The sequence below is a fragment of the Nonomuraea sp. NPDC049419 genome, assembly GCF_040676995.1.
Lineage (GTDB): Bacteria > Actinomycetota > Actinomycetes > Streptosporangiales > Streptosporangiaceae > Nonomuraea > Nonomuraea salmonea.
Genome location: NZ_JBFAQB010000009.1, coordinates 26264 through 50553, shown reverse-complemented (window position 1 = coordinate 50553; position 24290 = coordinate 26264). Strand labels below are relative to the sequence as shown.

Below are 24290 nucleotides of genomic sequence, written 5' to 3'. Positions count from 1 at the left end.
GTCTAGATAAGCTATGCCAGTGATGGTAGAAGCCTGGCGAATCACTGGTCAAGCCGAAATAGACAGTTATGTCGGGAGCAGGGTCGAGCTGACCGTCCAGCTGATCAACTCCCTGGCCACGCCGTACGCGCACGGCCGCGCGGTCACGCCCCCTCCGCCGGGAGCCGACCGCCTCGCCGCGGTCGTCGCCGCCCAGGCACACCTGACGGTCCACCCGCCCGCGAGCGCCCTCACCCCGGCCGACGCCGACCGCCTGGCCGAGATCGCCGCCTGCCTGCGCCCGCTGTTCGCCGCCGGCGACCGCCTCCCCGACGCGGCGGCCGGCCTCAACGACCTCCTCGTACGCCACCACGCCGTCCCCAACCTGCACGGCAGCCCCGCGAACCCGCTCGGCCTGTCCTTCCACCGCCCCGACGCCGACCCCGTGGACGCCTGGGCGGCCGACATGGGCACCGCCCTCGCCATGGTGATCGGCGTCGGCCAGTCCGCCCGCCTCGGCGCCTGCCAGGCAGAAAGATGTTCCCTGGTCTTCTACGACACCACGCGGAACGCCTCCCGCCGCTTCTGCGACCTGTCCTGCCAGAACCGCGCCAAGGCCAGCGCCTACCGCGCGAGAAAACGCGGCTGACCCCTGGGGGTTCCCTCAAGAGACTCACGGTATTATGGTCGGTGAGTCTCTTCAAGGAACCCCGAACCGGGAGCGGACCATGCTGAGCCCCGCCGTACGCCGCGTCCTCGACGGCACCCCGATCGCCCACCTCGCCACCGTCCTGCCCGACGGCTCGCCGCACAGCGTCCCGATCTGGATCGGCACCCACGGCGACCACATCGCCTTCCTCACCGGGCCGCAGTCGCGCAAGGCCCGCAACCTGCGGGACGACCCCCGGGTGGCGGTGTCCATGACGCCGGCGGACAACCCGTTCGAGCCGGTCATCGTCCGCGGCAGGGTCGTCGAGTGGCTCGACGGCGACGCGGCCTGGGACGTCATCGACGGAATCGCCCAGAAGTACATCGGGCAGCCGTACTCGCGTGACGAGGACCGCGTGGTCGCCCTCGTCAGCCCCGACCACCAGATCGTCGGGCGCGCCTGACCCACACGGCCGAGCCCGGGTCGTAACCGGCCCACCGCATCAGCACAAGCCCGCAGCCCAGCACGATCACGGCGCACCCGGACACGAAGCCGAGCATGATCGCGTCCTGACCCGTGCGCACACCACCGTGATCGTGTGGTGATCATGTGCAGGGTTTGTGGAGGCGGGGGCGATCGTTGCGGTGAGGCGATCACTCACGCGCCTCGCCGCGGGCTTCCGCGGCAGGCATCCGAAGGGAGAACCCTGTGGTCAAGATGAGCCTGCGCTACGCCAGGTACGCGCTCAGCACCCTGACGACCGCGCTGTTCCAGATCCCCGCCACCTGAGGGAACTGAGCCGGCCGGTCCCTCCAGGGGGCCGGTCGGCCGGGGTCGCTCCGTTCCGATGAAGTGAGGTGTCCTTGCTCGCCACAGCCGCTCGACAGCTTCGTCACGCCGCCACCGTGCTCCGCGGCGGGAAATTCGACGTGGACGCCCTGGGGAAGCTGGTGACCGACCTCCGCGGGATGCTGGCCGAGCTGGGCGAGCCTGGTGAGGGCCCCAACGACCTGCTGCCCGGCGGCGGCGTCGACGATCCGGAGATCAGGCGCTCGATGGCGGACCGCCGGTTGCGGCAGGCGATCAGGCGGGCGGCCGGGCACACCGCGTACTACCGGCTCTGGTTCGAGCAGCACGGCCTCGATCCGGCCGGGATCGGGCTCGACCAGCTCCCCCAGGTGGCCACCACCCCCAAGTCGGCCCTGCGCGGCGCCGGCCCCGCGTTCGTGTCGGACGTGAGCGAGCCGGTCCTGATGGCGCAGACCACCGGCACCACCGGCACGCCGGCCATCGTCTGGTTCTCGCGCTACGAGCTGGAGCTGGCGGCGGTGCTGTCGGCGATCTCGTACCTGATGGTGGGCGACACGCGCGAGCACCACGTCGGGCTGTCGTGCATCAGCTCGCGCGCGACCGTCGGGCTGGTCACGGCGCAGCGGGCACTGACCATGGTGGGCGCCGGCTTCATCGCGCAGGGGCTGGTCGATCCGGGCATCGCGCTCGACCGGCTGGCCGCTCCGCTGCACCTGCCGGGCAAGCTGCCGTACGTCAGCGACCTCTACACCGTCCCCTCCTACCTGGGTGCGCTCGTGCAGCGGGCCGAGCGGGACGGCTGGCAGGCGAAGGACTTCGGGCTGCGCCGGGTGATGACCGGCGCGGAGATCCTCACCGACGCGCTGCGCGAGCGCGTACGCGAGACGCTCGGTGTGCCGGTGTCCGACGTGTACGGCATGACGGAGCTGGTCCCCACCACCGGCATGGTGTGCTCCGAGCAGCACCTGCACCTGGCCGTCGAGCAGGCCCACTTCGAGATACTCGACGTGGACGCCGACACCCCGGTGGCCCCCGGCGAGGTCGGCGAGCTGGTCGCCACCCCCTACACCCCTTACCGCGAGACGACGCTGCTGGTCCGCTACCGGACGGGCGACCTCGTACGCCGCCTGCCCGACGAGCCGTACGGCTGCGAGCTGGCCGCGCTCCCCGCCACGTCCAGGATCGTCGGGCGGGCCTCCCACTACGGCGGCGGCCCGACCGACCGCGACATCCTGGAGGTGCTGCAGGCGGTGCGCGAGGTCCCGCTGCCGACCAGGTACGCGCTGACCGGCGACCCGAAGAAGCCCGACCTGCACGTCGTCGCCCCACGCCGGGGCGGCACGCTGGGCCGCATCGAGGAGCTGGCGACGGAACGCGCGCTCCCCGTCGCCGAGATCGTGCTCGTGGACACCGCCGGCGAGCTGCCCGAGCCGTGCCGGGTGCGCGCCGACCTGTACGAGCACAGCTTCGAGTCATCGCCCTCCGGAGACCCCCGATGATCACCTTGCCGAACCTCGCCCTGCTCGACGTCGTCATCGCCGCGATCGTGCTGGGCGCACTCGGCTACGTGCGGCGCTACTCGCTGCCGCGCCCGCCGATCGGCTACTCGACCACCTCCGACGTGCTCATCATGAGCTGCCTGGTGGTGGTGATGCCCGTCGGCTACCTGGCGCTGCCAGGCCCCGCGGTCTCCACCGTGTTCGGCGTGCTCTTCCTGGCCAGCGTCCAGATGACGCTGGCGCCGGTGATCGGCGGCCGGCGGGCCACGCTCGCCTCGCTGCTGCTCGTCGCCGCCACGGTGGCGGCCGCGGTCGCCGGGCTCGACGGCACGGTGCTGGCGTTCAACGCGCTGCTCATCGCGATCTCCGTGATCGGCGTGACCAGTCTGTGGGCGCAGACCGGCATGTCGGCGGGTCACGTGGCGGCGTTCGCGACGGTGCTGGCGGTGTACGACCTGTTCGCGACCGGGCTCGGCGACCTGACCGACCGGTTCCTCGCCCAGGTGGTGGGCCAGCCGTTCGCGCCGCTCCTGGCGGTGACGGGCGGGACGGCGCCGGTGGCGGCGGGCCTCGGCGACTGCCTGATGCTCGCGCTGTGGCCGATGGTGGCCGCGAAGGCGTACGGCAGGGTGGCCGCCTGGATCGGCGCGGTCGCGGGCGTCGGCCTGATCGTGCTGGTCGAGATCGGGTTCGCGACGGGTGTGCTGCGCTCGGGGATGGCGTTCCTGACCGTGCTCGGTCCCGCGATCCTCATCCAGTACGTGCTGTGGCGCCTGCTTCGCGGGGCCGAGCGGCGTACGTACGCGTGGCTCGGCGTCCCCGCCTCGAGGCTGGACACCTCCGGCCGCGTCGAGCGGCTGACCGGCGCGCTGCGCGCCGCGCAGACGGCCGAGACGCCGTCCGGCACCTGGGTGGCCGTCGACGGCGACGCGGTGATCGCGCACGGCCCGACACCGGGTACGGCGCTGCGTGCCGCTCGCCGCGCCGGTTACGAGGGCACACCGTTCGTCAAGCAGATGTGACCAGCGCGGCGGTCAGCACGCGCTCCTGCGCCCCCGCCGCGCTGACGACCGCGTGCGCCCGCCGCCACGTGCGTCTGGCCGCATCCGCCTGCCCCATGACCTGCCTGGCCTGGCCCAGCAGGATCAGCGTCCTGGCGCGGGCGAGCCGCTGCCCGGTCCTGCGGAAGGCGTCGAGCGCCGCGCCGCAGCTCTCCTCGCAGGCGGCCGGCTCGCCCAGGTCGAGCCGGGCGGCGGCGACGGCGGCGTGCGCCCTGCCCAGCGCCAGGCCGTAGCCGCGCTCCGCCAGGTGGCGCGCCTGCTCGGCGCGGGCCAGCGCCTCGGCGGGCCGCCCCTGGGCGCGGGCCAGCTCCGAGCGGGCCAGCAGCAGCTCCACCTGGTTCGGCTGGTGGCCGGTGTGCCCGCCCGACGACTCGGCGGCGGCGAGGCGCTCACCTGCCTCGGTGAGGTCGCCGCGGCGCAGGTGCACGAGCGCGTGCCCGACCAGCGCGCGTACCTCGACATCGGCGTTCTCGGCGCTCCTCGCCACGGCCGCGGCCTGATCGAAGGCCCGCAGCGCGTCGTCGTAACGGCCGGCGTCGCGATGTACACAGCCGAGCGACTCCAGCGCCATGGCCTCGACGTACGGTGACCCGATCTCGCGCCCGGCCGCCAGCGCCTGGCCGAGCGTGGCCTGGGCGTCCGCCAGCCGGCCCAGCTCCCGCCGCACCACGCCCAGGTTGGTCAGCAGGACGGCTTCGAGCTGGCGCTTGCCGACCTCGGCGGCCGCGGCCAGCGCCTCCAGGGTGCGCTGCTCCGCCTCGCGAAGGAGGCCCAGGTCGAGCGTGAGCGAGGCCAGGTTGCCGAGGCTGGACGTCTCGCCCGCCCGGTTGCCCAGCTCGCGGTCGATCGCGAGGGCCCGGCGGAACTGATCGGCGGCCTGCTCCGCGTCGCCCGCCTGCGCGAGCGCCACCCCGCCGGCCCGCAGCACGGCCGCCTCGCCCGCGAGCCAGCCGGCCCGGCGCAGGTGGGGCAGCGCCTGGCGGTAGGCGTCGATGGCGGCGTCGAGGTCGGTGATGCGCCAGCGCACGTAGCCGATCGACATCAGCATCGCGCCCTGCCCGAGGTCGTCCTGGTCGGCGCGGGCGGCCTTCAGCCCCAGCTCGGCGATGCGCAGGCACTCGGCGACCGGCCGCCGCCAGGGCAGCACGTCGCGCAGCGCGTCGGCCAGCCGCCAGGCCATCGCGTACGGGCCGCACTCGGCGGCGCGGGCGACCAGCGCGGCAACGATGTCCCACTCCCGCTCCAGCCAGCTCTCCGCCTCGGCCCGGTCGGCGAACGTCAGCGGCGTCGCCCCCGTGTCATGGCCGCCCGGCGCCGGCCCGACCACGCGGACGTCCACGTGCTCGCCGGCCGCGACGATCGTGCGCAGGTAGAAGTCGAAGTAGCGGGCGACCGCCAGCTCGCGCTCCTCGGGCGGGTCGTCCGCGAGCGCCTGCTCCGCCGCGTACGTGACCAGCAGGTCGTGGCAGGTGTAGCGGCCTGGCCCGGCGTTCATCAGGTGGACCCGCGCGAGGTCGTCGAGCAGCCCGGCCGTCTCGCCCGCCGGGAGGCAGGACAGCGCGGCCGCGCCGGGCACCGTGACGCCGGTGTTGGGCAGCAGGCCGACCAGCCGGAACAGCCGCCGGCCCGCCGGGGTCAGCGTCTCGTGGGAGCGGCCGACCGCGCCGCGCACCGCCGTGCGCTGGTCGCCCGGCACCTCCAGCTCGGACAGCAGGTCCCGCTCGTCCAGCTCGGCCACGTGGTCGGCGAGCGCGCGGTGCGGGCTCGCTGCCACCTTCGCGCCGGCCACCCGCAGCGCCAGCGGCAGCCGCGCGCACAGCTCGGCCAGCCGGGCCGCGGCCTGCGGCTCCCGCTCGACGCGGTCCTTTCCGACGGCGTCGGCGAGCAGGTCGAGGGCCGCGTCCTGGTCGAGCACGTCCAGCGTGACCGAGGCCGCCGACTCCAGCGCCACCAGGCCGCTCAGCCGGTCGCGGCTGGTGACGAGCATCCGGGAGCCGCTGCCCGGCGGGATCAGCGCTCTGATCAGGTCGGGGTCGGCGGCGTTGTCCAGCATCACGAGGACGCGCTGCTCGGCCAGGATCGTCCGGTAGAGGCCGATCTGTGCCTCCAGATCGACGGGGATGTCCTTCGCCGGCCAGCCGAGCGCCTGGATCAGCCGGGGCAGCGCCTCGGCCGCGCTCATGGGCGGCGCCTGGTCGAAGCCGCGGGCGTCGAGGAAGAGCTGGCCGTCGGGGAAGCGCTCGGCGACGCGGTGGGCCCAGTGGACGGCCAGCGTGGTCTTGCCCACCCCTGCGCCCCCGACCACCAGGGTCACCTTCGCGTGCGGCGTCTCGTCCAGCCTGGCCAGCTCCGCCCGCCGGCCCACCAGGCGGCCCAGCGCGGGCGGGAGCTGGCGGGGGACGATGCGGCGGGCGTTCTCGCGTACGGACGCGTCGTTGCCCAGGATCGCGGCGTGCAGGTCCTGCAGCTCGGGGCCCGGCTCGACGCCCAGCTCCGCCGTGAGGACGGCGCGGACCCGGCCGTACATCTCCAGCGCCTCCGCCCGCCGGCCCGACCGGTGCAGCGCGAGGATGAGCTGCCGCCAGACGCGCTCGTTGATCGAGTTGGCCTCGGCCAGCGCGCGCAGCTCGCCGATCAGCTCCTCGTGCAGGCCCAGACGCAGGCGGAGGTCCGTCCAGTCGCAGCGGGCGGACAGCGCCAGCTCCTCCAGGTCGGCGACGCGCGGCAGGACGGTCGCGGTGAGCTGCGCGTCCTCGGCCGGCCTGCCACGCCACAACGCCAGCGCCGACCGGTACGCCTCATGGGCCTTCACCAAGTCGCCTGCGTCGGCGTGGTGGCGGGCCTCGCTCAGCGTGTCCTCGAAGACGAACAGGTCGAGCTGGTCGCGGTCGAGGGCGAGGAGATAGTGGTGGTCCTGGGTGACGAGGCCGGGGGCGACCGTGCGGCGCAGGCGGGTGACGTAGCTGTGAATGTTGGACACCGCCGAGGCGGGCGGATCCTCCCACAGGCAGTCGATCAGCCGCTCGAGCGAGACCGGCGTGTTGGGGTAGAGCAGCAGGACGCCCAGCATCGACCGCTGCTTTCCCGGGACGTGCACCGGCCCGTCCGCGGAAAGGGCCTGAACAGCACCGAGAATGCGAAACGCGGTCACAGGCGACCTTCCTCGTCGACGATCACGAGTTGTACACCGGCCGCCGCGACCGCGCAAGACGCCTACTTCGAGGCGTCGGCCCTGGCCGGAAGGAGCAGGGCGGTGATCACCACGGCCACCGACAGCACCGCGCCGATGACGAACGCCAGCCGCATGCCGCCGAGGTCGGCGAGCACGTCGCTGACCCCCGACGCCCGCAGCGACGCGCTGCGCGCGCTCATCACCGTGATCACCATCGCCGTGCCGATGGCCGCCGCGACCTGCTGCAAGGTGCTGAGGATCGAGCTGCCGTGCGAGTAGAGCGCGGGCGGGACCGCGCCGAGCCCGAGCGTGAAGACCGGGGTGAACGTGGCCGCCAGGCCGATCGACAGCAGCGCGTGGAGCGCCAGGATCTGCCAGTAGGGCGTCGTCATCGTGATCTGGGTGAACCCGGTGAGCGACAGCATGATCGCCACCGCGCCCGGCACCACCAGCACCCGGCCGCCGAACTTGTCGAACAACCGCCCCACGGCCGGCCCCAGCAGCCCCATCGCCAGGCCGCCCGGCATGACCAGCAGCCCGGTCTCCAGCGGGCTGAACGCCCTGACGTTCTGCAGGTAGAGCGGCAGCAGCACCATCGAGCCGAGCATCGCCATGAAGGCCACCGCCATCATGATCAGCGCGACCGTGTATGTGCGGTGGCGTAGCGTCCGCAGGTCGACCAGCGGCACCCCGCGCCGCTGCAACACGAGCTGCCGGACGACGAACACCGCGATCGTCACCAGCCCGGCCACCACGATGGCCGCCGCCATCCCGGCGTCGCCGCCCTCGAACCGGCTCAGCCCGTAGACCAGCCCGCCGAACCCTGCCGCCGCCGTCACCACGCTGAACCAGTCGATCGTGCCGACCCGCGGCTCGCCGACGTTCTGCAACCGCGCGAGGCCGCGCCACGTGATCAGCGCCGCGATCGGCAGCACCACCGCGAACAACAGCCGCCACGACCCGAAGCTCAGGATCAGCCCGGAGATCGTCGGCCCCATGGCGGGCGCCACCGAGATCGCCAGGCTGACGCTGCCCATCACCCTGCCCCGGTTGTGCTCCGGCACGACGTGCATCAACGTCGTCATCAGCAGCGGCATCATCACGGCCGTGCCCGACGCCTGCACGATGCGGGCCCCGAGCAGCACCTCGAACGACGGCGCCACCGTGGCCAGCGCGGTGCCCAGCAGAAACAGGCCCATCGCGGTGGCGTACGCGCCGCGCGTGGTCACCCGCTGCAGGAACCACCCCGTGATCGGGATCACCGCGGCCATCGTCAGCATGAACGCGGTCGAGAGCCACTGCGCGGTCTGCTCGCCGATGCTCAGGGCGGTCATGAGGCGCGGGATCGCGTTGATCATGATCGTCTCATTGAGGATGACCACGAACGTGGCCAGCACCAGCAGCCGGATCACCGGCGGCGTGCGCCGTGACCCGGCGGCCTCCTCGGCCTTCGGCGGTGCTGCGTCGTGCGTTGAAGTGATCACGGAGCCTCGATCTCGGTCGCCCGTCAACAGGGGATCAGAAGGGGTGTTCTCTGGGACGGTCATCGTCGTCATGCACATACTGACCGGTCCCACCGACAGAACTCATCGGCGGCCCGCACGAGCAGTTCTCGGCGGGGCATTCCGCGGAGGGCGGTTCTGCGGAGGGCGGTTCTGCGGAGGGTCTCTGCGGGGGTCTTACGGTCGTTGGCGCACCCTGGGTAAGCGCCGAGCCGGGCGCTCGTCATTCCCGATTTATGCGGACATTTCGTGATCGGATCTGCTTCCCACGCGTGCGTGACCATTCCGGATGGTCCGATCAGGTCACATACCTGCCCATCCGGGGCCGGATCCGTTAGCGTCACCACCATGTCCCTCGCCCTGATTCCCAGCCCCCCGGAGGGGGTCTGGCATCTCGGGTTCATCCCGATCCGGGCCTACGCGCTGTGCTTCATCGTGGCCATCGCCGTCGGCATCTGGATCAGCGACCGCCGCTGGCGCGCCCGGGGCGGCGAACCGGGCACGATCAGCGACATCGCCATCCCCGGCGTCGTCTTCGGCCTGATCGGCGCCCGCCTCTACCACGTCATCACCGACTGGCAGATCTACTTCGGCCCGCGCGCCATCAAGGAGCCGTACCAGGCGCTGTTCATCTGGGAAGGCGGGATGAGCATCTGGGGCGCGGTCGCGCTGGGCGGCGTGGGGGTGTGGCTCGCCTGCCGCCGCCGCGGCCTGTCGCTCGGGGCCGTCGCCGACACGGTCGCGCCCGGCATCGCCATCGGGCAGGCGATCGCGCGGTGGGGCAACTGGTTCAACCAGGAGCTGTACGGCAGCCCCACCACGCTCCCCTGGGGCCTGGAGATCGACCAGGCCCATGGCGGCGAGCCCGGCGTCCTCTATCACCCGACCTTCCTGTACGAGTCGCTGTGGGACCTCGCGCTCGGTCTCGCCCTGATCGGCATCGGCCGGCGCTTCGACCTCCATCACGGACGGTTGTTCGCCGTCTACGTCGCCGGGTACACGCTGGGCCGCTTCTGGATCGAGGGGCTGCGGATCGACGCGGTGGGCGGGGTGGATCACGCGGTGACGTTCCTGTCCCTGCGGATCAACCAGTGGACGTCGATCGCGCTGTTCGTGGGGGCGCTCGTGTACTTCTGGCTGACCCGTCGCAAGGACGCCGAGGAGGTCGTCGTAGCGGCCAGGTCCTGATGGGCTACAGTCATCCGCCATGGCCGACGAACCCTCCCCCTACCTGACCGCCACCGCCACCGCGTACGACGCCGTCGCCGACCTCTACACCGACCTGGTCCGCGACTCGCTCGACGGCCTGCCCCTTGACCGTGCGATCGTCGCCGCCTTCGCCGACCTCGTACGCGTGGCCGGCCCCCGCCCGGTCGTCGAGGCCGGCTGCGGCCCCGGGTACATGACCGCCCACCTGCGTGACCTCGGCCTCGACGCCTCTGGGGTCGACCTCTCGCCCGCGTTCATCGAGATCGCCCGCCGCGACCACCCCGGCCTGCGCTTCGAGCTCGGCTCGATGGGCGCGCTCGACGTACGGGACGGGTCGCTGGGCGGCCTGCTGTCCTGGTACAGCATCATCCACACCCCGCCGCAGGAACTGCCGCCCTACCTGACGGAGTTCCGCCGCGTGCTGGCCCCAGGGGGCCACCTCCTGATCGGCTTCTTCGAGTCGGAGGGCGAGCCGGTGACGGAGTTCGACCACAAGGTCACCGCGGCCTACCGCTGGCCCATCGACGAGTTGGCCGACCTGCTCCGCAAGGAGGGCTTCACGGAGGTCGCCCGCATGCTCCGCGAACCCCTGGAGGAAGAACGCTTCCGCCGCGGCCACCTCCTGATGCGCGCGGTGTGACCCGCTAGCACTCCCAGATCGATTCGAGCCGCCTAGCGAGTTGGTCCTCCGTACCCCCTCGATTGAGAAAGGCCCTGATCTACTGAGCGTGAGCGATCGTCGGCAGCCGCCCGTCGAGCAGAAAAGGCAGCAACAACCGCCGCGCCACCAGCTCACGCTCAGAGATCCCGTACGGCCTGCGCACCACCGCCACATTGACCCGCAGCCCATGCTCGTTCCCCGGCGGAACACCGGGCCGATCGACCTCGATGGCGACGTACCGAAACCCGTTGGCCAGATCACAAGCCCGGCACCCTGCCGGCCCCCGGCTCAACCTGCCCCCGCACTCCCCACAGGTGAGCCGATCGTAGGCGGCGTCCACGACTCGCCAGAGATGCTTGTCCGGCTCATCGACCACCATGGAGGCGACGTCCCGCTCCTCCTGAGGACCGAGCCCGCCGAACTCCCGAGCAACGAACGCCCGCCACCCGGCCTCGACGACCTCGTCAACGACGGCAGCGCAGGCCCGGCACCCAGGCGCCCCAGCAGGCTCCCACCGCTTACACGAGACGCACCGCCGCACCCAGGAAACGCTATCCCGCACCACCCCGGAACTCACCCGAATATCCCCCGGCGAAGTTGTCGGTGCCGCTGTGTAACGTCCTTCGAATGGACGACACCGCCAGAAGTCGCCAGGCCGCACACGCGTACATAGACAGCGCCGAACGCCGCGACTGGGACACCTTCCGCACCCTGCTGGCCGACGACGTGGTGTACGAGATGCCCCAAACCCGCGAACGCATCCGCGGCAGGAAGGCTTTCCTCCAGTTCAACATGGACTACCCCGGCGACTGGCACATGGAGCCCCGCCGCATCCTCGCCGACGGCCTCCACGCCGCCGCCTGGATCGACGCCCGAGTCGGCGACGAACACCAGGACGCCTGCGTCTGGTTCGACCTCTCACCCGAGGGCCTGATCACCAAGATCACCGACTACTGGCCCGAACCCTACGACCCACCCGCAGGCCGCGCCCACCTTGTGGAACGCTACTGACCACCGAAGGCGGGCAGGCAGGACAGTGGCCGGTTGGATTGCGGGGGGTTACGCGGCGCTTGTCGTGCTTTTCGGGATCTTGGGCCGGCTCACCTCGAAGAGGGGCGTGCCGGATGTCTTCGTCATGGGACAGTCGGTGCTGACCCTGCCCTTGAGTTATCTCGTCTCCCGGACCCGCTTGAGCGGGATCGCCTGGATGATCGCTGTCGACCTGGTCGGTCTCGTACAGGCAGGCATTCTGTGGTCGGCGCTCACAGCCTTTGACGGGTGAATCTCCTCTGGGAAATCACGGTGCAGTAAAAGGAAGGCCGGTTTCTGAGCGGCCTATCAAATCATGGCGGCATGGAAGTTCGTCCAGGGGTGGAAAGATCAGTGCGGCGGAGCCGTGCAGGAAAGGCTCTGCCGTACCCCCCAACCCGAAGGTGGCTCCTCGACATGCCTATGCCTGTGAAGGTCGCCAGGAACCTCATCTGGATCCAGGCGACGATCGCCCTGCTCAACATCGTCCTGCTGTTTCTGGCCCTGTTCATCGACTCGCGGAGCGCCGTCCAAGACCTGCTCTACGCGCCCATCCACCTCCCAGCGCTGCTCACCGGCCTGTTGGCCAACAAGTGGCACACCCGCCAGCCCCGGTTACGCCTCGCCACCATCGCCGTCCAGCTGGTCATCCCCGTGCTCGACGTCATCGAGTTCCTGATCGACGGCACTGTCATCTGGGTCATCAGCGCGCCCTGCACCGCACTCATCGTCACTCTGCTCCTGCTGCCGTCGGCGAAGACGTGGTTCTCCACCGCGCCCTGGCGCGTCGCGGCGCCCGGCTGAGCGCCACTGCTTACTGCGGGGTGGACAGAACCTTGCCCGATCTTGTCCAAATCTGGGTGATCACGACAGAATCGGTTCAGACTTCAACTTCTCAGTTGGAGCGTCACCACATGGATAGGAGAGGCATGAAGCGCACCATCTCCGTTCTTGCCGCCGGCGCCCTCGGCGCCACGCTCGCCGGCACGACTCCCGCGTCCGCTTCCTCCATTGACTGCACCACCGGCGAATACACCCGGGTCGTCAACACCTACGTGCCCACCAACGTCGAGCGCCCTGGGGTGGACAACGCGCTCTACAACATCAACGGGCCGCAGCCGCACACGTACGAGATCTGCCTCGACATCCCCGACGGCGAGACGTTCACCATCAAGCTGAAGAATCTCAACGACGGCTTGAAGACCTTCTTCACCGATGACCGGCCTGGCGACAAAATCCTCCGTTACACCATTCCCGCCAACTTCGCCTGGCAAGTGCACGGCACGTTGACCGGCCCCGGCAGCACTTTCCTCTATTACACCTGGCACGAGAAGCGCACCCCGGCCTGATGCCGCACGCAGGGTGACCGCCAAGGCCACATCCCGGTCACGGGGTGTGGCCTTGATAATCATCACACTATTTGACTTGACATCGCAGGAATTCTTGCCCGCCCTTGTCCGGGAGTGCGCGCGCACGCCAGAATCAGTTCATCCTTCAACTACCCGGTTGGAGACTCACTGCACGGATGAGGAGAGGCATGAAGCGCACCATCTCCCTGCTCGCCGCCGGGGTCCTCGGCGCCACGCTCACCGTCACCAGTCCCGCATCCGCCGCCACCTCGGGCATCGACTGCGCCACCGGGGGTTACACCCGGGTCGTGAACAGCTATGTCCCCTCCAATGTGCAACGCCCCGCGATCGACGGCCGCCAGTACAACATCGGCGGCTCGCGCGCGTACGACTTCGAAATCTGCCTCGACATCCCGGACACCTCGACATTCGCCATCGAGGTACGGATCTGGAACAACGCGAAGCAGACCACGTTCGTGGACGACCGGCCCGGCGACAAAATCTTCCGCTATTCGCTGGAGCCGGACAGCTTCTGGCAGGTCTACGGCACGCTGACCGGCCCCGCCAGCACGATGATTGATTACAGCTGGTACGAGAAGCAACTCCCGTCCTGATCCCCCAAAGGCCACATTCCCATAAAGGCGATGTGGCCTTTTACGTGGGCGGTAGATACAGCACACCATCACGGGCCCCCGCCGACCCCCGCGCCGACGATGACCGCCCGCTTCACGTGAGGGCGGCGAGGCCGGAGACTCCCGAGGCCGCGCGGAGGGCGATCTCGTCGCCGTCCTCGGTACGCAGCCCCACCCCCTGCAGGCCGGGCCCGCCGGAGACGAACCGCAGGGGCAGGGCGTCGAACGTCTCCTTGCCGATGTGCTCCTCGACCTCGGCGGGGTCGTTGCCGAGCTCCAGCCAGGCGACCGCGGCCAGCGGACGTTCGTGCGTCATGGGCGTCGTGCGGGCGGGGTGGCTGCTCATGTCCTCGTGGTAGTACCAGTTCGGCAGCCCGCGCGCCCACGTCTTGCGCGCGTCGCCGGGCGCCATGATCGTCGTCGTGGACGTCCCGTCGGGGTGCAGGGCGCCCTGGGTCTCGATGACCTCGCCGCCGAGCCTGCGGGCGACGTCCTGGAGGTCGGCGCGGCTGCGCGCCCGCAGGTTCCACGTCATCCAGTGGTCGCCCCGCCGGGTGGTCCGCTCGAACCAGTCGCGGAACGCGCCGAATCCCGGGGGCAGCTCGGCGTAGTGGTCGATGACCGACTCGACGTTAACGAAGGCGCCGCCGGGCAGCGGGATGACGCGGTGCGCGGTGGGCATGACCTCCAGCCAGCCGCCTTCGTAACTGCGCAGCCCGGTCTCGCGGCGCAGTCGTTCCGCGCTCTCGTAGAGGTGACGTACGCCGAGCGTGACGTGGTCGAGGTCGTAGACAGGCACGCTGAACCTCCAGGCATCCGATGGGTTTTGACGCAAATCTGATTTGCTAGCAAACCTAATTTGCGGGCAGCGGGGTGTCAACGACGAGGTGTGAAACGGGGGTCAGTCGGACTGGCGGGTGAGCTTCATCGTCTCGCGCTCATAGGTGAGCAGCGCGTCGATGACGAGCTGCCGCTGCGCGGGCTCCAGGGGCTCCAGCGCAGTACGCCAGGCGTCCGCGCCCGCGGCCAGCCAGCCCTCGATGGCCTCGCGGTGCTCATCGGCGATGCTGACGATGGTGCGCCGACGATCGCGTTCGTCCTCGTGGCGGGCCAGGATGCCCTTGCGGCTCAGGTCGTTCACCATGAGGCTGACCGTCGTCGAGGCGACCTGGAGGCGTCCGGCCAGCGTCTTCACCGTGGCGGGGCCGTCGTGCAGCAGCAGGGCGAGCAGCGACAGGTGGCGCGGCGTGAGCGCGAAGTCCCGCAGCTGCTCGGGCACGGGGGTGCGCTTGGCCCGCGCGATGAGCCGCGGCATGAGCAGGATCATCTCTCGTACACCTTGGTCGACGGTCGGCCCGTCCGCTGGCATCGAGTGATCCCCTTCGTGGCTGTTCGGGCACCCAGTATCGAGGAGCGGGCGGCGGGTTGTCCAAATGCCGTCTCGTACCCGCCGCCGGCGAGCGCGCCGCGGCCGCTCCGCCACTTCGTCGGCGACCGTGTGCGGGTCGATGTGCCTGCGGTAGGAGGCTTCGAACGCCACGGGGACGGTGGCGAGCTTCCCCCGTTCGAGACGCACCGGCCTTACTCCCTTCGTCGGTTCACACCCAGTACTTGGTGAGAACCGGCCGGAGGCTTACACGACGTCATACCGACGCGGCCGCGGCGCGCAGGGCCGCGACGACGACGCGCTGCCCTGGAGACGGCTCTGACCTGGTCACGGTCAGGGCGATGCGCCCCGAATAGGCGGGATCATCCACCTCGACGGCGGCGATCTCGGCGGGCAGGCCGGTGACGGCGATCCGGGGCACGGTCGTGATGCCGAGCCCGGCGGCGACGAAGCCGAGCCTGGCGTTCCAGTCGCGGATGCGGTGGACGATGCGGGGCTCCCGCAGCGTCGGCCAGGCGCCGAACTGCGGGTCGCCGCGCGGGCCCGTACCGACGATCCAGGGCTCGCCGGACAGATCCTCGACCGAGACGCGCGACCGTCCGGCGAGACGGTGGTTCTTCGGCACGGCGACGATGCCCATGCCGCCGGCCGTCAGGCGTTCGGTGTGCAGGTCGTGCAGGTCGTAGTCGGGCAGGCTCTGACCGACGGCGATCACGGCGACGTCGACGCCGCCGGCCCGCACCTGGCGCAGGAGCGCGGGACTGGACGCCTCGTGCAGCTCGACGGCCAGCGCGGGGTGCTCGCTGCTGAGCGCCGCCATGGCTTTGGGGATGAGCGACCAGGTCGCGGTCGGGAAGGCGCCGAGCGTGACCTGCTCGGCGAGCGGGTCGGCGAGCGCGGCCAGCTCGCGGCCCAGCGCGTCGAGCTCGGCCAGCACGGCGGCCGCCCGGCGCGCTACCGCCTCGCCTGCTCGGGTCGCCTCCACCCCACGGGCCTTGCGGACGAACAGCGGCGTCCCCGCCGCCGACTCCGCAGCCGCGACCTGCCGGGAGATCGCCGACTGCGTGTATCCGAGCAGCTCAGCGGCTGCCGTGAACGATCCGGTGCCGACGACCGCGTGCACGACCCGCAGCGCAGGAACGGTGAACTCCGCCATGCGATCAACCTAAGCCATGCGTACTACGCATGTCTCATGTGCGGAAGCATCGCTTGTGGAATGGCTCCTACGTACGGATGCTGGAAGGAGGAAGACCTGGAAGGAAATCATGTCCAAGATCTGGTTCATCACCGGCGCCTCGCGCGGCTTCGGCCGCCTGTGGACGGAAGCCGCGCTGCGGCGCGGCGACCGGGTCGTGGCGACGGCCCGCGACGTCACCGCTCTCGACCCGCTCGTAAGCCGCTTCGGCGACGCCGTCCTGCCGCTGCCCCTCGACGTCACCGACAGGAAAGCGGTGTCCGAGGGCGTCGAGCAGGCCGTGGAGCGGTTCGGGCGGCTCGACGTCGTCGTCAACAACGCCGGCTACGGGCTCTTCGGCATGGTCGAGGAGCTCACCGAGGCCGAACTGCGCGCCCAGATGGAGACGAACTTCTTCGGTACGGTCTGGGTCACCCAAGCGGTCCTGCCCGTGCTGCGAGCCCAGCGGTCCGGCCGGATCCTGCAGGTCACGAGCGAGGGCGGCGTGCGCGCGTACCCCGGGATCGGCGCCTACCACGCCTCCAAGTGGGCGGTGGAGGGCCTGTCCGAGGCGCTCGCCCAGGAGGTCGCCGCGTTCGGCGTGTACGTGACCGCGGTCGAGCCCGGCCCGTACGCCACGGACTTCGCCGGCACCACCAGCATGCGCACCACCGACCGTCACCCCGACTACGCCGCCGTCCACGAGGCGACCGCCAAGGAATGGGTGCTCGGCGACCCGGCGGCGACCTCGGAGGCGATCCTCCTGCTCGCCGACGCCGAAAAGCCGCCCCGGCGGCTCGTCCTCGGCAACACGCTCCCCGAGATCGAGGCCATCTACGCCGAGCGGCTGCGCGAGTGGCGGGAGTGGGCGCCGGTCACCGAGGCCGCGTTCGGCTGAGGGGCGCGCTTAGGATCTGGCGGTATGCGCTTGGCTTGGGTGCTGCTCATGTTGTTAGTCGTGTGTGCTCCCCAGACGCCCGGGGTGTCGTGGCGGTTGAGGCACACCTGGGACGGACCCGGCCGGCACATGTGGCACTCGATCGCCGCCCTCCGTACCGGGGAGGTCTGGACGTACGTCGCGGGCGACACGTCGCTGATGATGCGGTGGGACGGGCGCGCCTGGCGTACCGAGGAGCCGCCCGACGACTTCCTCCCGACGGGGTCGGGCTTCGGGTTCGAGACGTCGCCGGCCGGTGACGACCTCTGGCTGGCCTCCGGCGGCGTGTGGCAGCGGGTACGGGACTCGTGGGTGAGACGGCCGAACCTGTCGCGCTTCGACCCCGAACTCACCATCAAGGACACGGCGGTCGCGGCCAAGGGCGAGGCGTGGCTGGCCGAGATCGGCGAGTACGGCGGGTGGGTCCTGAACGTGTGGTCAGGGGGCGCGTGGAGGGAGATGCCGAAACCCTCCGACGAGATGGGGTCGGCGTGGCTGGAGCACATCGCCGCCGCAGGACCGGGACGCGTCTGGGCGATCCACCATGTGGACGGCCTGATTCAGGCGATCCGGTGGGAGGGGTCGGGATGGAGCACAGACCCCATGCCGCAGGTCTCGATCCGGGACCTGGCCGTGTCCGCTCGCGGTGACGCCTGGGCCGTGGGGTCCGAGGAGTCCGGGGGCGTGATCCTGCGGCGGCAGGGCGAGCGGTGGAAGCGGGTGGGTGACCCTCTGCCCGGCACCGCGCTGCCCTTCGTACGGGCGGACGTCCGGGGCGGGGTCTGGATCGCGGCCGATCCGGGGCGGGGCCGGCCGTACGTGCTGCATGTCAAGGACGGGCGGTGGAGCAAGTATCCGCTGCCCGAGAGCCCATTGAAGATCATGGACCTCGCGCCCGCCGCCACCGGGGTGTGGGTGTACGCCCGGCAAGGCAGCGGGGTGTCGAAGGTGTACGAGCTGTCCCTCTCGGCCTGATACGGACCTGATACGACCTGATACCTTGCCACGCAAGGCATCAGGTCGTACCTTGCTCATATGACCGAGGACGGCGACCCGACTCCGGGATCGGCCACCATCGCGCGGCTCCGACGCGAACTCGCACGGGGCACGACGGAGCTGGCCGTGCTGTCCGTGCTCAACGTCCGCCGCCGCTACGGCTACGAGCTGCTGAAGGAGCTGCGCCAGGCGGGCGAGGGCGTCCTCGAGATCAAGGAGGGCACGCTCTACCCGCTGCTGCACCGGCTCGAGGACTCCGGCCACATCGTCGCGACCTGGGAGGCCGAGGGCCGGTCGAGGCCGCGGAAGTACTACGTCATCACCGAGGACGGCCGCGCCTACCTCACCATGCTGCGCGAGGAGTGGAGCGGCCTGGTCGAAGCGATGCGACAGCTACTCACCACTCTTGGCGAGGTACCGGAATGAGCGACGAACGGCGGACCATCGATGACTACACCGACAAGGTCGCCCGCCACCTCATCGGCGCGGAGCGCGACAGGGCCAGGGCGGAGCTGGGCGATCACCTGTCCGAGGCGGCGGAGGCCGGCGAGCTGACCGAGGCGTTAGACCGCCTCGGCCCGCCTGCGGAAGCGGCGGCCGCCTTCGCCGAGTCGCGCACCGCCCAGCCCGCACGCATCGACCTCCGCTTCGTCGCCGTCCTGATCGACAACCTGCCGCTCGTCGCGATCTCTATCGCGCTGTTCGTGCAGGGGGTGCTCAGAACCATCGAGACGGGCGCCGGCTTCACGATGTCGTTCCCGCCCGCCACGTACTTCAGGATCGGCGAAGGCTGCGTCGCCTTCACCCCGCTGAATTGCGGCGCCTACGACGCCTCCGGCCTGATCTACTCTCTGGGTTTCCCCCTGGCCCTCGCCTGGTCGGTCATCGGCCTCGGCCTCCTGGAAGCCCGCACCGGCACGACCCCGGGCAAACGCCTGATGAAGCTCCGCGTCGTCACCGAGACCGGGCTGCGCATCCACCCGCTCACGGGCATCGTCCGCCGGATCAGCCTGCTCCTGGGCCCGTTCGCGTGGGTGGACTGGGTCCCCGCTGTATGGGGCGACCGCCGCCGCATCCTCGACCGCCTGACCACCACCAAGGTCGTACCTGCCGATCGGTGAAGGCTCGAATACTCGCTGCACCATGCCCGTGACCTCGGCCATTCCGGCCGGCTCGTCGGACTCGAGCCCGATCCGGCCGCACTCGATGAGTCGTCCATCAAGCCCAGGCCGGAGCGCGCGTCCGGTCCCTGCCACCAACCTCATCCATCGCCGGCGACGCCCACCTCACTTCTTCGCTTCGCGGACGTCCTTCCCCTGTTCGGCGAACTCCTTGAAGTCCTGCATGTGCTGTTGCGACTGCTTGTGGAAGGCGCCGGGCATGAGCAGCCCCACCAGCCGCATCAGCAGACCACTGAACCGATATTCGCTCTCGCTCTCCCATAGCGTCGTCTCCGGACCGGCTTCGGTCAGCCGATCGCGCACCACGCTCCACATGCCCGCACCGACGATCTCGCGGTCGAAGTGAACGACGATCTCCTCAGGGAGGTCGTGGAGGTCGGCCGGCTCCCGGCGGGTGATCGTTTCGACGCATTCCATCTGCCGCTGCCCCGACTGCATCACCACCCGCGACTTGGTGCCGAGCTGCCCGTGTTCCCCGTTCAACGGCTCGTGCAGCACCAGTCCCCGCAGCCATTTCGGCGCATGGGCCGGGTCGGCGAGCAGCTGGGCCACCCGCTCCCGCGGCAGGGCGATCTCGATCGAGTTGGTGTACTTCACGACGCGCATTCCTTCCAGACCTGGGCCGACATGCTGTTGTGCTGCTCCTCGACGGAGAGGTCCGGCATCCGTCTCGCACCCGCGGTGCGGGCCCCACCGCAGCGGGAAGGTCAGGTCGGGTCGGGTGCGTAGAACCGGGTGGTCGCCTCGATTGCGGCCGCGACGCGCTCCGGTTCGCCCCCGGCGGCCAGGTGGGCCTCGCCCCAGGCCGCGGCGCTGCGCCGGACGAACTCGGGCGACTTCTCGACTGCCTCGTGATCGACGGTCTCGCCCCCGGCCAGCAGCCGGGCCAGAGCGAGCAGGCGCAGGTCCCAGCCGACGCCGCCGGCACCGGGGCCGTAGATCGGGAAGAGCGGCTCCTCGAGGACCACCGCGTGAACCAGCTCGAACTCGGTGTCGCCGGCCGGACCCGAAGCCAGGCGCACTTGCACCTCGCTCGTGCCGGGCCAGGCGTCGGCGTCCGGCCCGTAGAGCCAGGACACCTTCAGCAGCCGCGGCGGCTCACACCGGAGGATGTCGCCGTGCTCACCACCGTCCAGCTCGAACTTCCCGCCGAGCCGCAGGTCCCCAGTGACCGGCTGCAACCAGCGTTGCAGCCGCTCGGGATTGGTCAGGGCGTCCCAGACGTCGTCGATCGGCGCGTCGTACCGACGCCGCAGCTCGATGGTGTACGCGTCACCGGCGGGCACGCTGCCCTTGCCCATTGCCCGCCGCGCGGCGGCCAGTTCGTCCAATACGTCTTTCATGTCGGCTTCCTTCGCTGATGGCCAACTCGGTCTCCAGAGCGTCGAGGCGCTGTCCCCATAACCGGCGAAACCGGCCCAGCCATGCATCGACCTCGATCAGCAGTGCTGGTTCGACGGTGTAGACCCGGCGAGCGCCCTCAGCCCGTACCGACGCGAACCCGCTGTCACGCAGCACGCGCAGATGCTGTGTCGCAGCCGCCTGGGAGAGCCCGAACTCGGCCCGGATCACGTCCGTGATCGCGCCAGAGGTCTGCTCACCGTCGGCGAGCAACTCCAGAATGCGCCGCCGTCGAGGGTCGCCGAGGACGTCGATCGCGTGCACGAGCCGATAGCTTATCAGCTTCCACTTATATAAGCCAGATCTGATGAATTGAGGTCGCGTCCACCGCGTTCGGAAGGCGAACCGGGTGGAAGCGCATGAGGAGCCAGACCCAGCCAGAACGAGTTGACGATGTGGAGATCACCGGGCTCCGGCGATGATCGCGCCGCGAGCGCGTCGGCATAACGCAGCCCCTCGGCCCGCATGCACGCGCTCCAGTCCTTGAAGACCTGGACGACCTTCGCATCTCGCTTGGACTGATCGAAGGTCTGCGAGATGAGCTCGTCGAACAGCGCCGCATCGACCTGCGGCGCCCCCTGCTCGATGCGGTCCCGCGCCTGCCGCAGACAACCGCCGGTCCCGTCGTACGCGACCCGCCGCTCCACGTCCGACAGCCGTGCGGCGCGGGCGTCAACCGCCGCGGCTCGCCGGGCAACGGAGGGCCGATCAGGAGCGACGTGGTACCCGTACAGACGCGCTATATCCGGCTCGACGACACCGTAACGACGCCGATTGGGCGGCTCCAGGTCGCCTTCCGCCACCGGCGGCAGCGTCTCCCCTCTCATGCCCCTGCCGCGCATGCAGTCACGGACGAGGAGGTCCTCGGCGGTGGCGAGGATCGAGAGGCCGGCCGGGGAGAGGTTGTACCGGTCGAAGGGCACGGACAGCTCACGCGCCTCCACCCCGGCTCCGGCACCGGGACGGGCGCCGAAGCTCCCGCCCCGAACAGGCCGTCACCGTGACGAGCAGGACCCCGCCCGCAGACACCTGGCCGAGCACGCTACGGGCTGACCCGCTTCACCGAGCTCGTCTTGTTGTCGAACCCGTTGTTCGTCAGGTCGCTGTCGGACGACCTCGGGGCGGCCGCGTAGCCGTACGAACCCGAGCAGTTGGCGCTGTCGTAGAACTGGATCCGGCCGGCCGACGGGTTCCTCATGGAGCTGGCCTGGTTGTTCAGCGAGGTCACATTGGCGCAGGTGTTGTTGGAGGTGAAGAGGAACTCCTGCTCCGCGCCCGCATAGTCGTCGTGCTCGTACAGGCAGAAACTGGACAGGCAGGAGCTGGCAAGCCGCCGAGCATCGGCCTGAGCCGCGGTGGTGCCCACTCCCATCAGGCTGCTCAGGGCCAACGCCACAGCTCCGACCCTGCGCACCGTCGTTTTCTTCATGGACGACCTCATTCCGGCTGGGGGAATTTCGCCATGATCATGACAGGAAATCCCGGGCCGTACCACAGTTGAGCCGAACGACGGCCACCTTGCCCCGCTCCCACCGCTTCCTTAGGGTTGGCGGATGTCAGACCCGACGTCGCCCCTGCCGCAGATCGGGTCCCGCGAATGGGACCAGGAGCTCCGGAACATCGGGGTGGATCGGCGAGAGGTCGACGCCGAAGTGAACGCCGTGCCGGCGACCACGGACGCCGAGAGCGAGTTCGACCCGCACGAGCTGCTCTTCGCAACCGATGCCGAAGCCGCCGCTGTCTGGGTCATGTTGCACCAGAGGTTCCCTTCCTACGGCATTTTGATGTACCTGCGAATGTGCTGGTCGCACGGTGACCGCGCGGTGCAGGACTGGATGGTGCGGCAATTCGCCGCAATGCTCATGCACGGTCCGGCACCGGTGGCCGATTCGGCCGCGTACGGGCTGTGGGTCGACTACTTCGAATCACCTGAGGCATCGCAGGTCTTCACGACGCTGACCCTCCAGTTGCCGCAGTCCCGCTGGGATCGCCTGCTCGGCGCCGCCGGCCCGGTGCCCTGGGACGCCAAGCACCGCGACTCCGCTCCGGATCCGCGGTGATCGTGGACGCCTCCGATGCGGAGTGCCCGCACCAGGGGAGCTTCCTGCTTCGCGCCGCCGTGGGTGACTCGCGGATGCGCTGGGTGCCGCAGTCCGAGCTGGTGGCCGACGGGCAGGTGTACGGCCGGCTGGCGCACTGGGACTTCCCCTTCGACCCGACGAAGATCGCGCACCGCGTTGTGGCCGCCCCCGAGCCAGAGGGACGGGCCGTACTAGTCCGGGTCGAAGGACCACCTGAGCATGCTGAGCTGCTGGCAGGCCGGGAACTCGAGGCATGGCCGCCCGGCCTGAGGGAGCATCTCGCACCCTGAAGGGCCCGGGCGCTCGAGTATCTACAGCGAAGCGTCCTCGGAGCGTGCGGGCGGCGATGTTGCTGCTGTCGGCCCGGTGGCGCCACGGACCCACCTCGATGTCGGCCCCGGACAGGTCAGTCAAGCCCTCCTCCGCGCCGGCCCCGCCTTCCTCAGCACCGAGGACCCGCTCAAGCAGGTCGCCCTCACCACTGAGCTCTTCTGCTCTTGCCAGCTCACCAGCTGAAATGACGCGTTTACCGAACGTTGACGCCTACATAACAGGCATGTATAACATGCATGTAGATCATCGTGGATCGGCCGGCCGCCGACATGAAGCTCCTTGCGGTCGCCTTGACAGCACCGCTGGCGGTTCGGTCCACACCCCCAGGACCAGGAAGGGAAGCATTCCTGTGCGCAAAATCAAGCAAGGAGCGGCGCTCGCCTTCGCAGCCACGCTCGCGCTTGCCGGATCCTTTGCCTTCAGCACTCCAGCAATGGCGGCATCTACACCGATCGGGGCATGCGGCGGTGGCTCGTACCACGTGATCAACAAGCGCGACCTTGGCCCCGCCGTCATCTACCTGCTCTACAACGGCACGACCAACTGCGTCGTCACCTGGAAGGACAAGCCGGACAACAAGTGGGTCTCGGCCGTAATCAGGACCTATGACATCAACTATCGCACGGACGAGGGCTACTTCTCGACCTACGCCGGCCCTGTGAAGGTCAACGCCGCAGGACAGTGCATCAAATGGGGCGGGGACTACGGCGACAGCCTGGGGTGGACTTCCCCATGGATGCACTGCGGCTGACCGGACCGTCGCGGTCCGCGCCGCACACCCTCCACACGATCTGACGACTCAGTCACTCAAAGAGTCACGCACCCCCGCAGCGATCTCCCGCGGGGGTGCGTTTCACCTGGCGGAGCCTAGGAGATTCGAACTCCTGACTTCCTGCTTGCAAATCGGTTCGATCTTCGAGGCCAACGTACTCGACCTGCACTGAGAACAGTCCGCGAGTGACCGCAATTGACCACCACCACCACCACTGACCACCCTTAATGGCACGCTAATGGCACGACGATCAAGGTTCTGATCTGCTCGTCCAGGGGGTCGAAGGCATGAGTGTCAGAGCACGGCACGCGAGGACTCTTAGGCGCGCCCATGTGGGATGACTCCGTATCCCCTCAAAGCTCCACGGCTCCGGTCCTTCCTCTGTCAGCTCTGCGGTGAGCCGATCGATCTCATCGAGATGCCTGGACAGCTCGTCGCTGATCCACCCGGCCTCCTGTGGCATCCACGAGGCCCCG

General features: G+C 69.9%; 29 protein-coding genes. 18 read left to right on the top strand and 11 right to left on the bottom strand.

The window, feature by feature from the left end; all coding sequences use genetic code 11:
* The first annotated feature begins 22 nt into the window (after positions 1 to 22).
* From AB0K12_RS25700 to AB0K12_RS25685, 4 genes are all read left to right on the top strand, one after another.
* Positions 23 to 628 (top strand): CGNR zinc finger domain-containing protein, encoded by a 606-nt coding sequence (locus AB0K12_RS25700; protein ID WP_364566926.1) that lies wholly within the window; start codon positions 23 to 25, stop codon positions 626 to 628.
* 79 nt (positions 629 to 707) lie between these two features.
* A complete protein-coding gene (locus tag AB0K12_RS25695) occupies positions 708 to 1091 on the top strand; it encodes a PPOX class F420-dependent oxidoreductase (protein WP_364566108.1) in 384 nt (127 codons plus the stop codon).
* Between the two features lie 466 nt (positions 1092 to 1557).
* Positions 1558 to 2937, top strand: a complete 1380-nt coding sequence (locus AB0K12_RS25690) for an AMP-binding protein (RefSeq protein WP_364566105.1) — start codon at positions 1558 to 1560, stop codon at positions 2935 to 2937.
* Positions 2934 to 3959: a hypothetical protein gene (locus AB0K12_RS25685; RefSeq protein WP_364566103.1), complete on the top strand. Its 1026-nt coding sequence runs from the start codon at positions 2934 to 2936 to the stop codon at positions 3957 to 3959. The genes AB0K12_RS25690 and AB0K12_RS25685 overlap by 4 nt, the downstream gene beginning before the upstream one ends.
* On the opposite strand, the gene AB0K12_RS25680 is transcribed toward AB0K12_RS25685, so the two are convergent.
* Both AB0K12_RS25680 and AB0K12_RS25675 read right to left on the bottom strand, forming a co-directional pair.
* On the bottom strand, positions 3946 to 7068 hold the full coding sequence (locus AB0K12_RS25680; protein WP_364566100.1) for a BTAD domain-containing putative transcriptional regulator: 3123 nt from the start codon (positions 7066 to 7068) through the stop codon (positions 3946 to 3948). The genes AB0K12_RS25685 and AB0K12_RS25680 overlap by 14 nt on opposite strands.
* 143 nt (positions 7069 to 7211) lie before the next feature.
* On the bottom strand, positions 7212 to 8654 hold the full coding sequence (locus AB0K12_RS25675; protein WP_364566098.1) for an MDR family MFS transporter: 1443 nt from the start codon (positions 8652 to 8654) through the stop codon (positions 7212 to 7214).
* Between the two features lie 366 nt (positions 8655 to 9020).
* Between AB0K12_RS25675 and lgt the strand changes: the two genes are divergently transcribed.
* A complete protein-coding gene (gene lgt, locus AB0K12_RS25670; protein ID WP_364566095.1) occupies positions 9021 to 9860 on the top strand; it encodes a prolipoprotein diacylglyceryl transferase in 840 nt (279 codons plus the stop codon).
* A gap of 19 nt (positions 9861 to 9879) precedes the next feature.
* Positions 9880 to 10521 (top strand): methyltransferase domain-containing protein, encoded by a 642-nt coding sequence (locus AB0K12_RS25665; protein WP_364566092.1) that lies wholly within the window; start codon positions 9880 to 9882, stop codon positions 10519 to 10521.
* Between the two features lie 79 nt (positions 10522 to 10600).
* Here AB0K12_RS25665 and AB0K12_RS25660 read toward each other — a convergent pair whose 3' ends face one another.
* Entirely contained in the window at positions 10601 to 11083 is a 483-nt protein-coding gene (locus tag AB0K12_RS25660; RefSeq protein WP_364566089.1) for a hypothetical protein, read from the bottom strand.
* 86 nt (positions 11084 to 11169) lie between these two features.
* Between AB0K12_RS25660 and AB0K12_RS25655 the strand changes: the two genes are divergently transcribed.
* From AB0K12_RS25655 to AB0K12_RS25635, 5 genes are all read left to right on the top strand, one after another.
* Positions 11170 to 11553 (top strand): nuclear transport factor 2 family protein, encoded by a 384-nt coding sequence (locus tag AB0K12_RS25655; protein ID WP_364566087.1) that lies wholly within the window; start codon positions 11170 to 11172, stop codon positions 11551 to 11553.
* 106 nt (positions 11554 to 11659) lie between these two features.
* Positions 11660 to 11824 carry a hypothetical protein gene (locus tag AB0K12_RS25650; protein WP_364566084.1) on the top strand — a complete coding sequence of 55 codons (165 nt, stop codon included), beginning with the start codon at positions 11660 to 11662 and terminating at the stop codon, positions 11822 to 11824.
* Positions 11825 to 11988: 164 nt separating this feature from the next.
* Positions 11989 to 12375 (top strand): hypothetical protein, encoded by a 387-nt coding sequence (locus AB0K12_RS25645; RefSeq protein ID WP_364566082.1) that lies wholly within the window; start codon positions 11989 to 11991, stop codon positions 12373 to 12375.
* A 125-nt stretch (positions 12376 to 12500) separates the two neighbouring features.
* On the top strand, positions 12501 to 12920 hold the full coding sequence (locus AB0K12_RS25640) for a hypothetical protein (RefSeq protein WP_364566079.1): 420 nt from the start codon (positions 12501 to 12503) through the stop codon (positions 12918 to 12920).
* 188 nt (positions 12921 to 13108) lie between these two features.
* Entirely contained in the window at positions 13109 to 13534 is a 426-nt protein-coding gene (locus AB0K12_RS25635) for a hypothetical protein (protein ID WP_364566076.1), read from the top strand.
* A gap of 112 nt (positions 13535 to 13646) precedes the next feature.
* On the opposite strand, the gene AB0K12_RS25630 is transcribed toward AB0K12_RS25635, so the two are convergent.
* From AB0K12_RS25630 to AB0K12_RS25620, 3 genes are all read right to left on the bottom strand, one after another.
* Positions 13647 to 14351, bottom strand: coding sequence for a VOC family protein (locus AB0K12_RS25630; protein ID WP_364566073.1), 705 nt, complete (start codon positions 14349 to 14351; stop codon positions 13647 to 13649).
* A gap of 102 nt (positions 14352 to 14453) precedes the next feature.
* Entirely contained in the window at positions 14454 to 14879 is a 426-nt protein-coding gene (locus tag AB0K12_RS25625; RefSeq protein ID WP_364566070.1) for a MarR family winged helix-turn-helix transcriptional regulator, read from the bottom strand.
* Positions 14880 to 15195: 316 nt separating this feature from the next.
* Entirely contained in the window at positions 15196 to 16095 is a 900-nt protein-coding gene (locus AB0K12_RS25620) for a LysR family transcriptional regulator (protein ID WP_364566067.1), read from the bottom strand.
* 109 nt (positions 16096 to 16204) lie between these two features.
* Between AB0K12_RS25620 and AB0K12_RS25615 the strand changes: the two genes are divergently transcribed.
* Genes AB0K12_RS25615 through AB0K12_RS25600 form a run of 4 tightly spaced genes read left to right on the top strand, consistent with a single transcriptional unit; the run spans position 16205 to position 19167 of the window.
* On the top strand, positions 16205 to 17011 hold the full coding sequence (locus tag AB0K12_RS25615; RefSeq protein ID WP_364566064.1) for an SDR family NAD(P)-dependent oxidoreductase: 807 nt from the start codon (positions 16205 to 16207) through the stop codon (positions 17009 to 17011).
* 24 nt (positions 17012 to 17035) lie between these two features.
* On the top strand, positions 17036 to 18025 hold the full coding sequence (locus AB0K12_RS25610) for a hypothetical protein (RefSeq protein ID WP_364566061.1): 990 nt from the start codon (positions 17036 to 17038) through the stop codon (positions 18023 to 18025).
* Positions 18026 to 18085: 60 nt separating this feature from the next.
* Entirely contained in the window at positions 18086 to 18472 is a 387-nt protein-coding gene (locus AB0K12_RS25605; protein WP_364566058.1) for a PadR family transcriptional regulator, read from the top strand.
* Positions 18469 to 19167, top strand: coding sequence for an RDD family protein (locus AB0K12_RS25600; RefSeq protein WP_364566055.1), 699 nt, complete (start codon positions 18469 to 18471; stop codon positions 19165 to 19167). Before AB0K12_RS25605 ends, AB0K12_RS25600 begins: the two co-directional genes overlap by 4 nt.
* 165 nt (positions 19168 to 19332) lie before the next feature.
* On the opposite strand, the gene AB0K12_RS25595 is transcribed toward AB0K12_RS25600, so the two are convergent.
* The 5 genes from AB0K12_RS25595 to AB0K12_RS25575 all read right to left on the bottom strand — a co-directional run bounded on the left by AB0K12_RS25595 (position 19333) and on the right by AB0K12_RS25575 (position 22057).
* Complete coding sequence (locus AB0K12_RS25595) at positions 19333 to 19824, bottom strand: SRPBCC family protein (protein ID WP_364566052.1); 492 nt, start codon at positions 19822 to 19824, stop codon at positions 19333 to 19335.
* Positions 19825 to 19934: 110 nt separating this feature from the next.
* Positions 19935 to 20570 (bottom strand): SRPBCC domain-containing protein, encoded by a 636-nt coding sequence (locus tag AB0K12_RS25590; RefSeq protein ID WP_364566049.1) that lies wholly within the window; start codon positions 20568 to 20570, stop codon positions 19935 to 19937.
* Positions 20500 to 20892 carry a metalloregulator ArsR/SmtB family transcription factor gene (locus AB0K12_RS25585; protein WP_364566046.1) on the bottom strand — a complete coding sequence of 131 codons (393 nt, stop codon included), beginning with the start codon at positions 20890 to 20892 and terminating at the stop codon, positions 20500 to 20502. The genes AB0K12_RS25590 and AB0K12_RS25585 overlap by 71 nt, the downstream gene beginning before the upstream one ends.
* 14 nt (positions 20893 to 20906) lie before the next feature.
* Positions 20907 to 21572: a hypothetical protein gene (locus AB0K12_RS25580; protein WP_364566043.1), complete on the bottom strand. Its 666-nt coding sequence runs from the start codon at positions 21570 to 21572 to the stop codon at positions 20907 to 20909.
* Positions 21573 to 21670: 98 nt separating this feature from the next.
* Positions 21671 to 22057 (bottom strand): peptidase inhibitor family I36 protein, encoded by a 387-nt coding sequence (locus tag AB0K12_RS25575; RefSeq protein WP_364566040.1) that lies wholly within the window; start codon positions 22055 to 22057, stop codon positions 21671 to 21673.
* A gap of 124 nt (positions 22058 to 22181) precedes the next feature.
* Between AB0K12_RS25575 and AB0K12_RS25570 the strand changes: the two genes are divergently transcribed.
* The 3 genes from AB0K12_RS25570 (at position 22182) to AB0K12_RS25560 (ending at position 23793) form a co-directional block, all read left to right on the top strand.
* Positions 22182 to 22688 carry a hypothetical protein gene (locus AB0K12_RS25570; protein WP_364566037.1) on the top strand — a complete coding sequence of 169 codons (507 nt, stop codon included), beginning with the start codon at positions 22182 to 22184 and terminating at the stop codon, positions 22686 to 22688.
* Positions 22689 to 22690: 2 nt separating this feature from the next.
* A complete protein-coding gene (locus AB0K12_RS25565) occupies positions 22691 to 22999 on the top strand; it encodes a hypothetical protein (protein ID WP_364566034.1) in 309 nt (102 codons plus the stop codon).
* Positions 23000 to 23391: 392 nt separating this feature from the next.
* Positions 23392 to 23793: a spore-associated protein A gene (locus AB0K12_RS25560; RefSeq protein ID WP_364566031.1), complete on the top strand. Its 402-nt coding sequence runs from the start codon at positions 23392 to 23394 to the stop codon at positions 23791 to 23793.
* Positions 23794 to 24290: the final 497 nt, after the last annotated feature.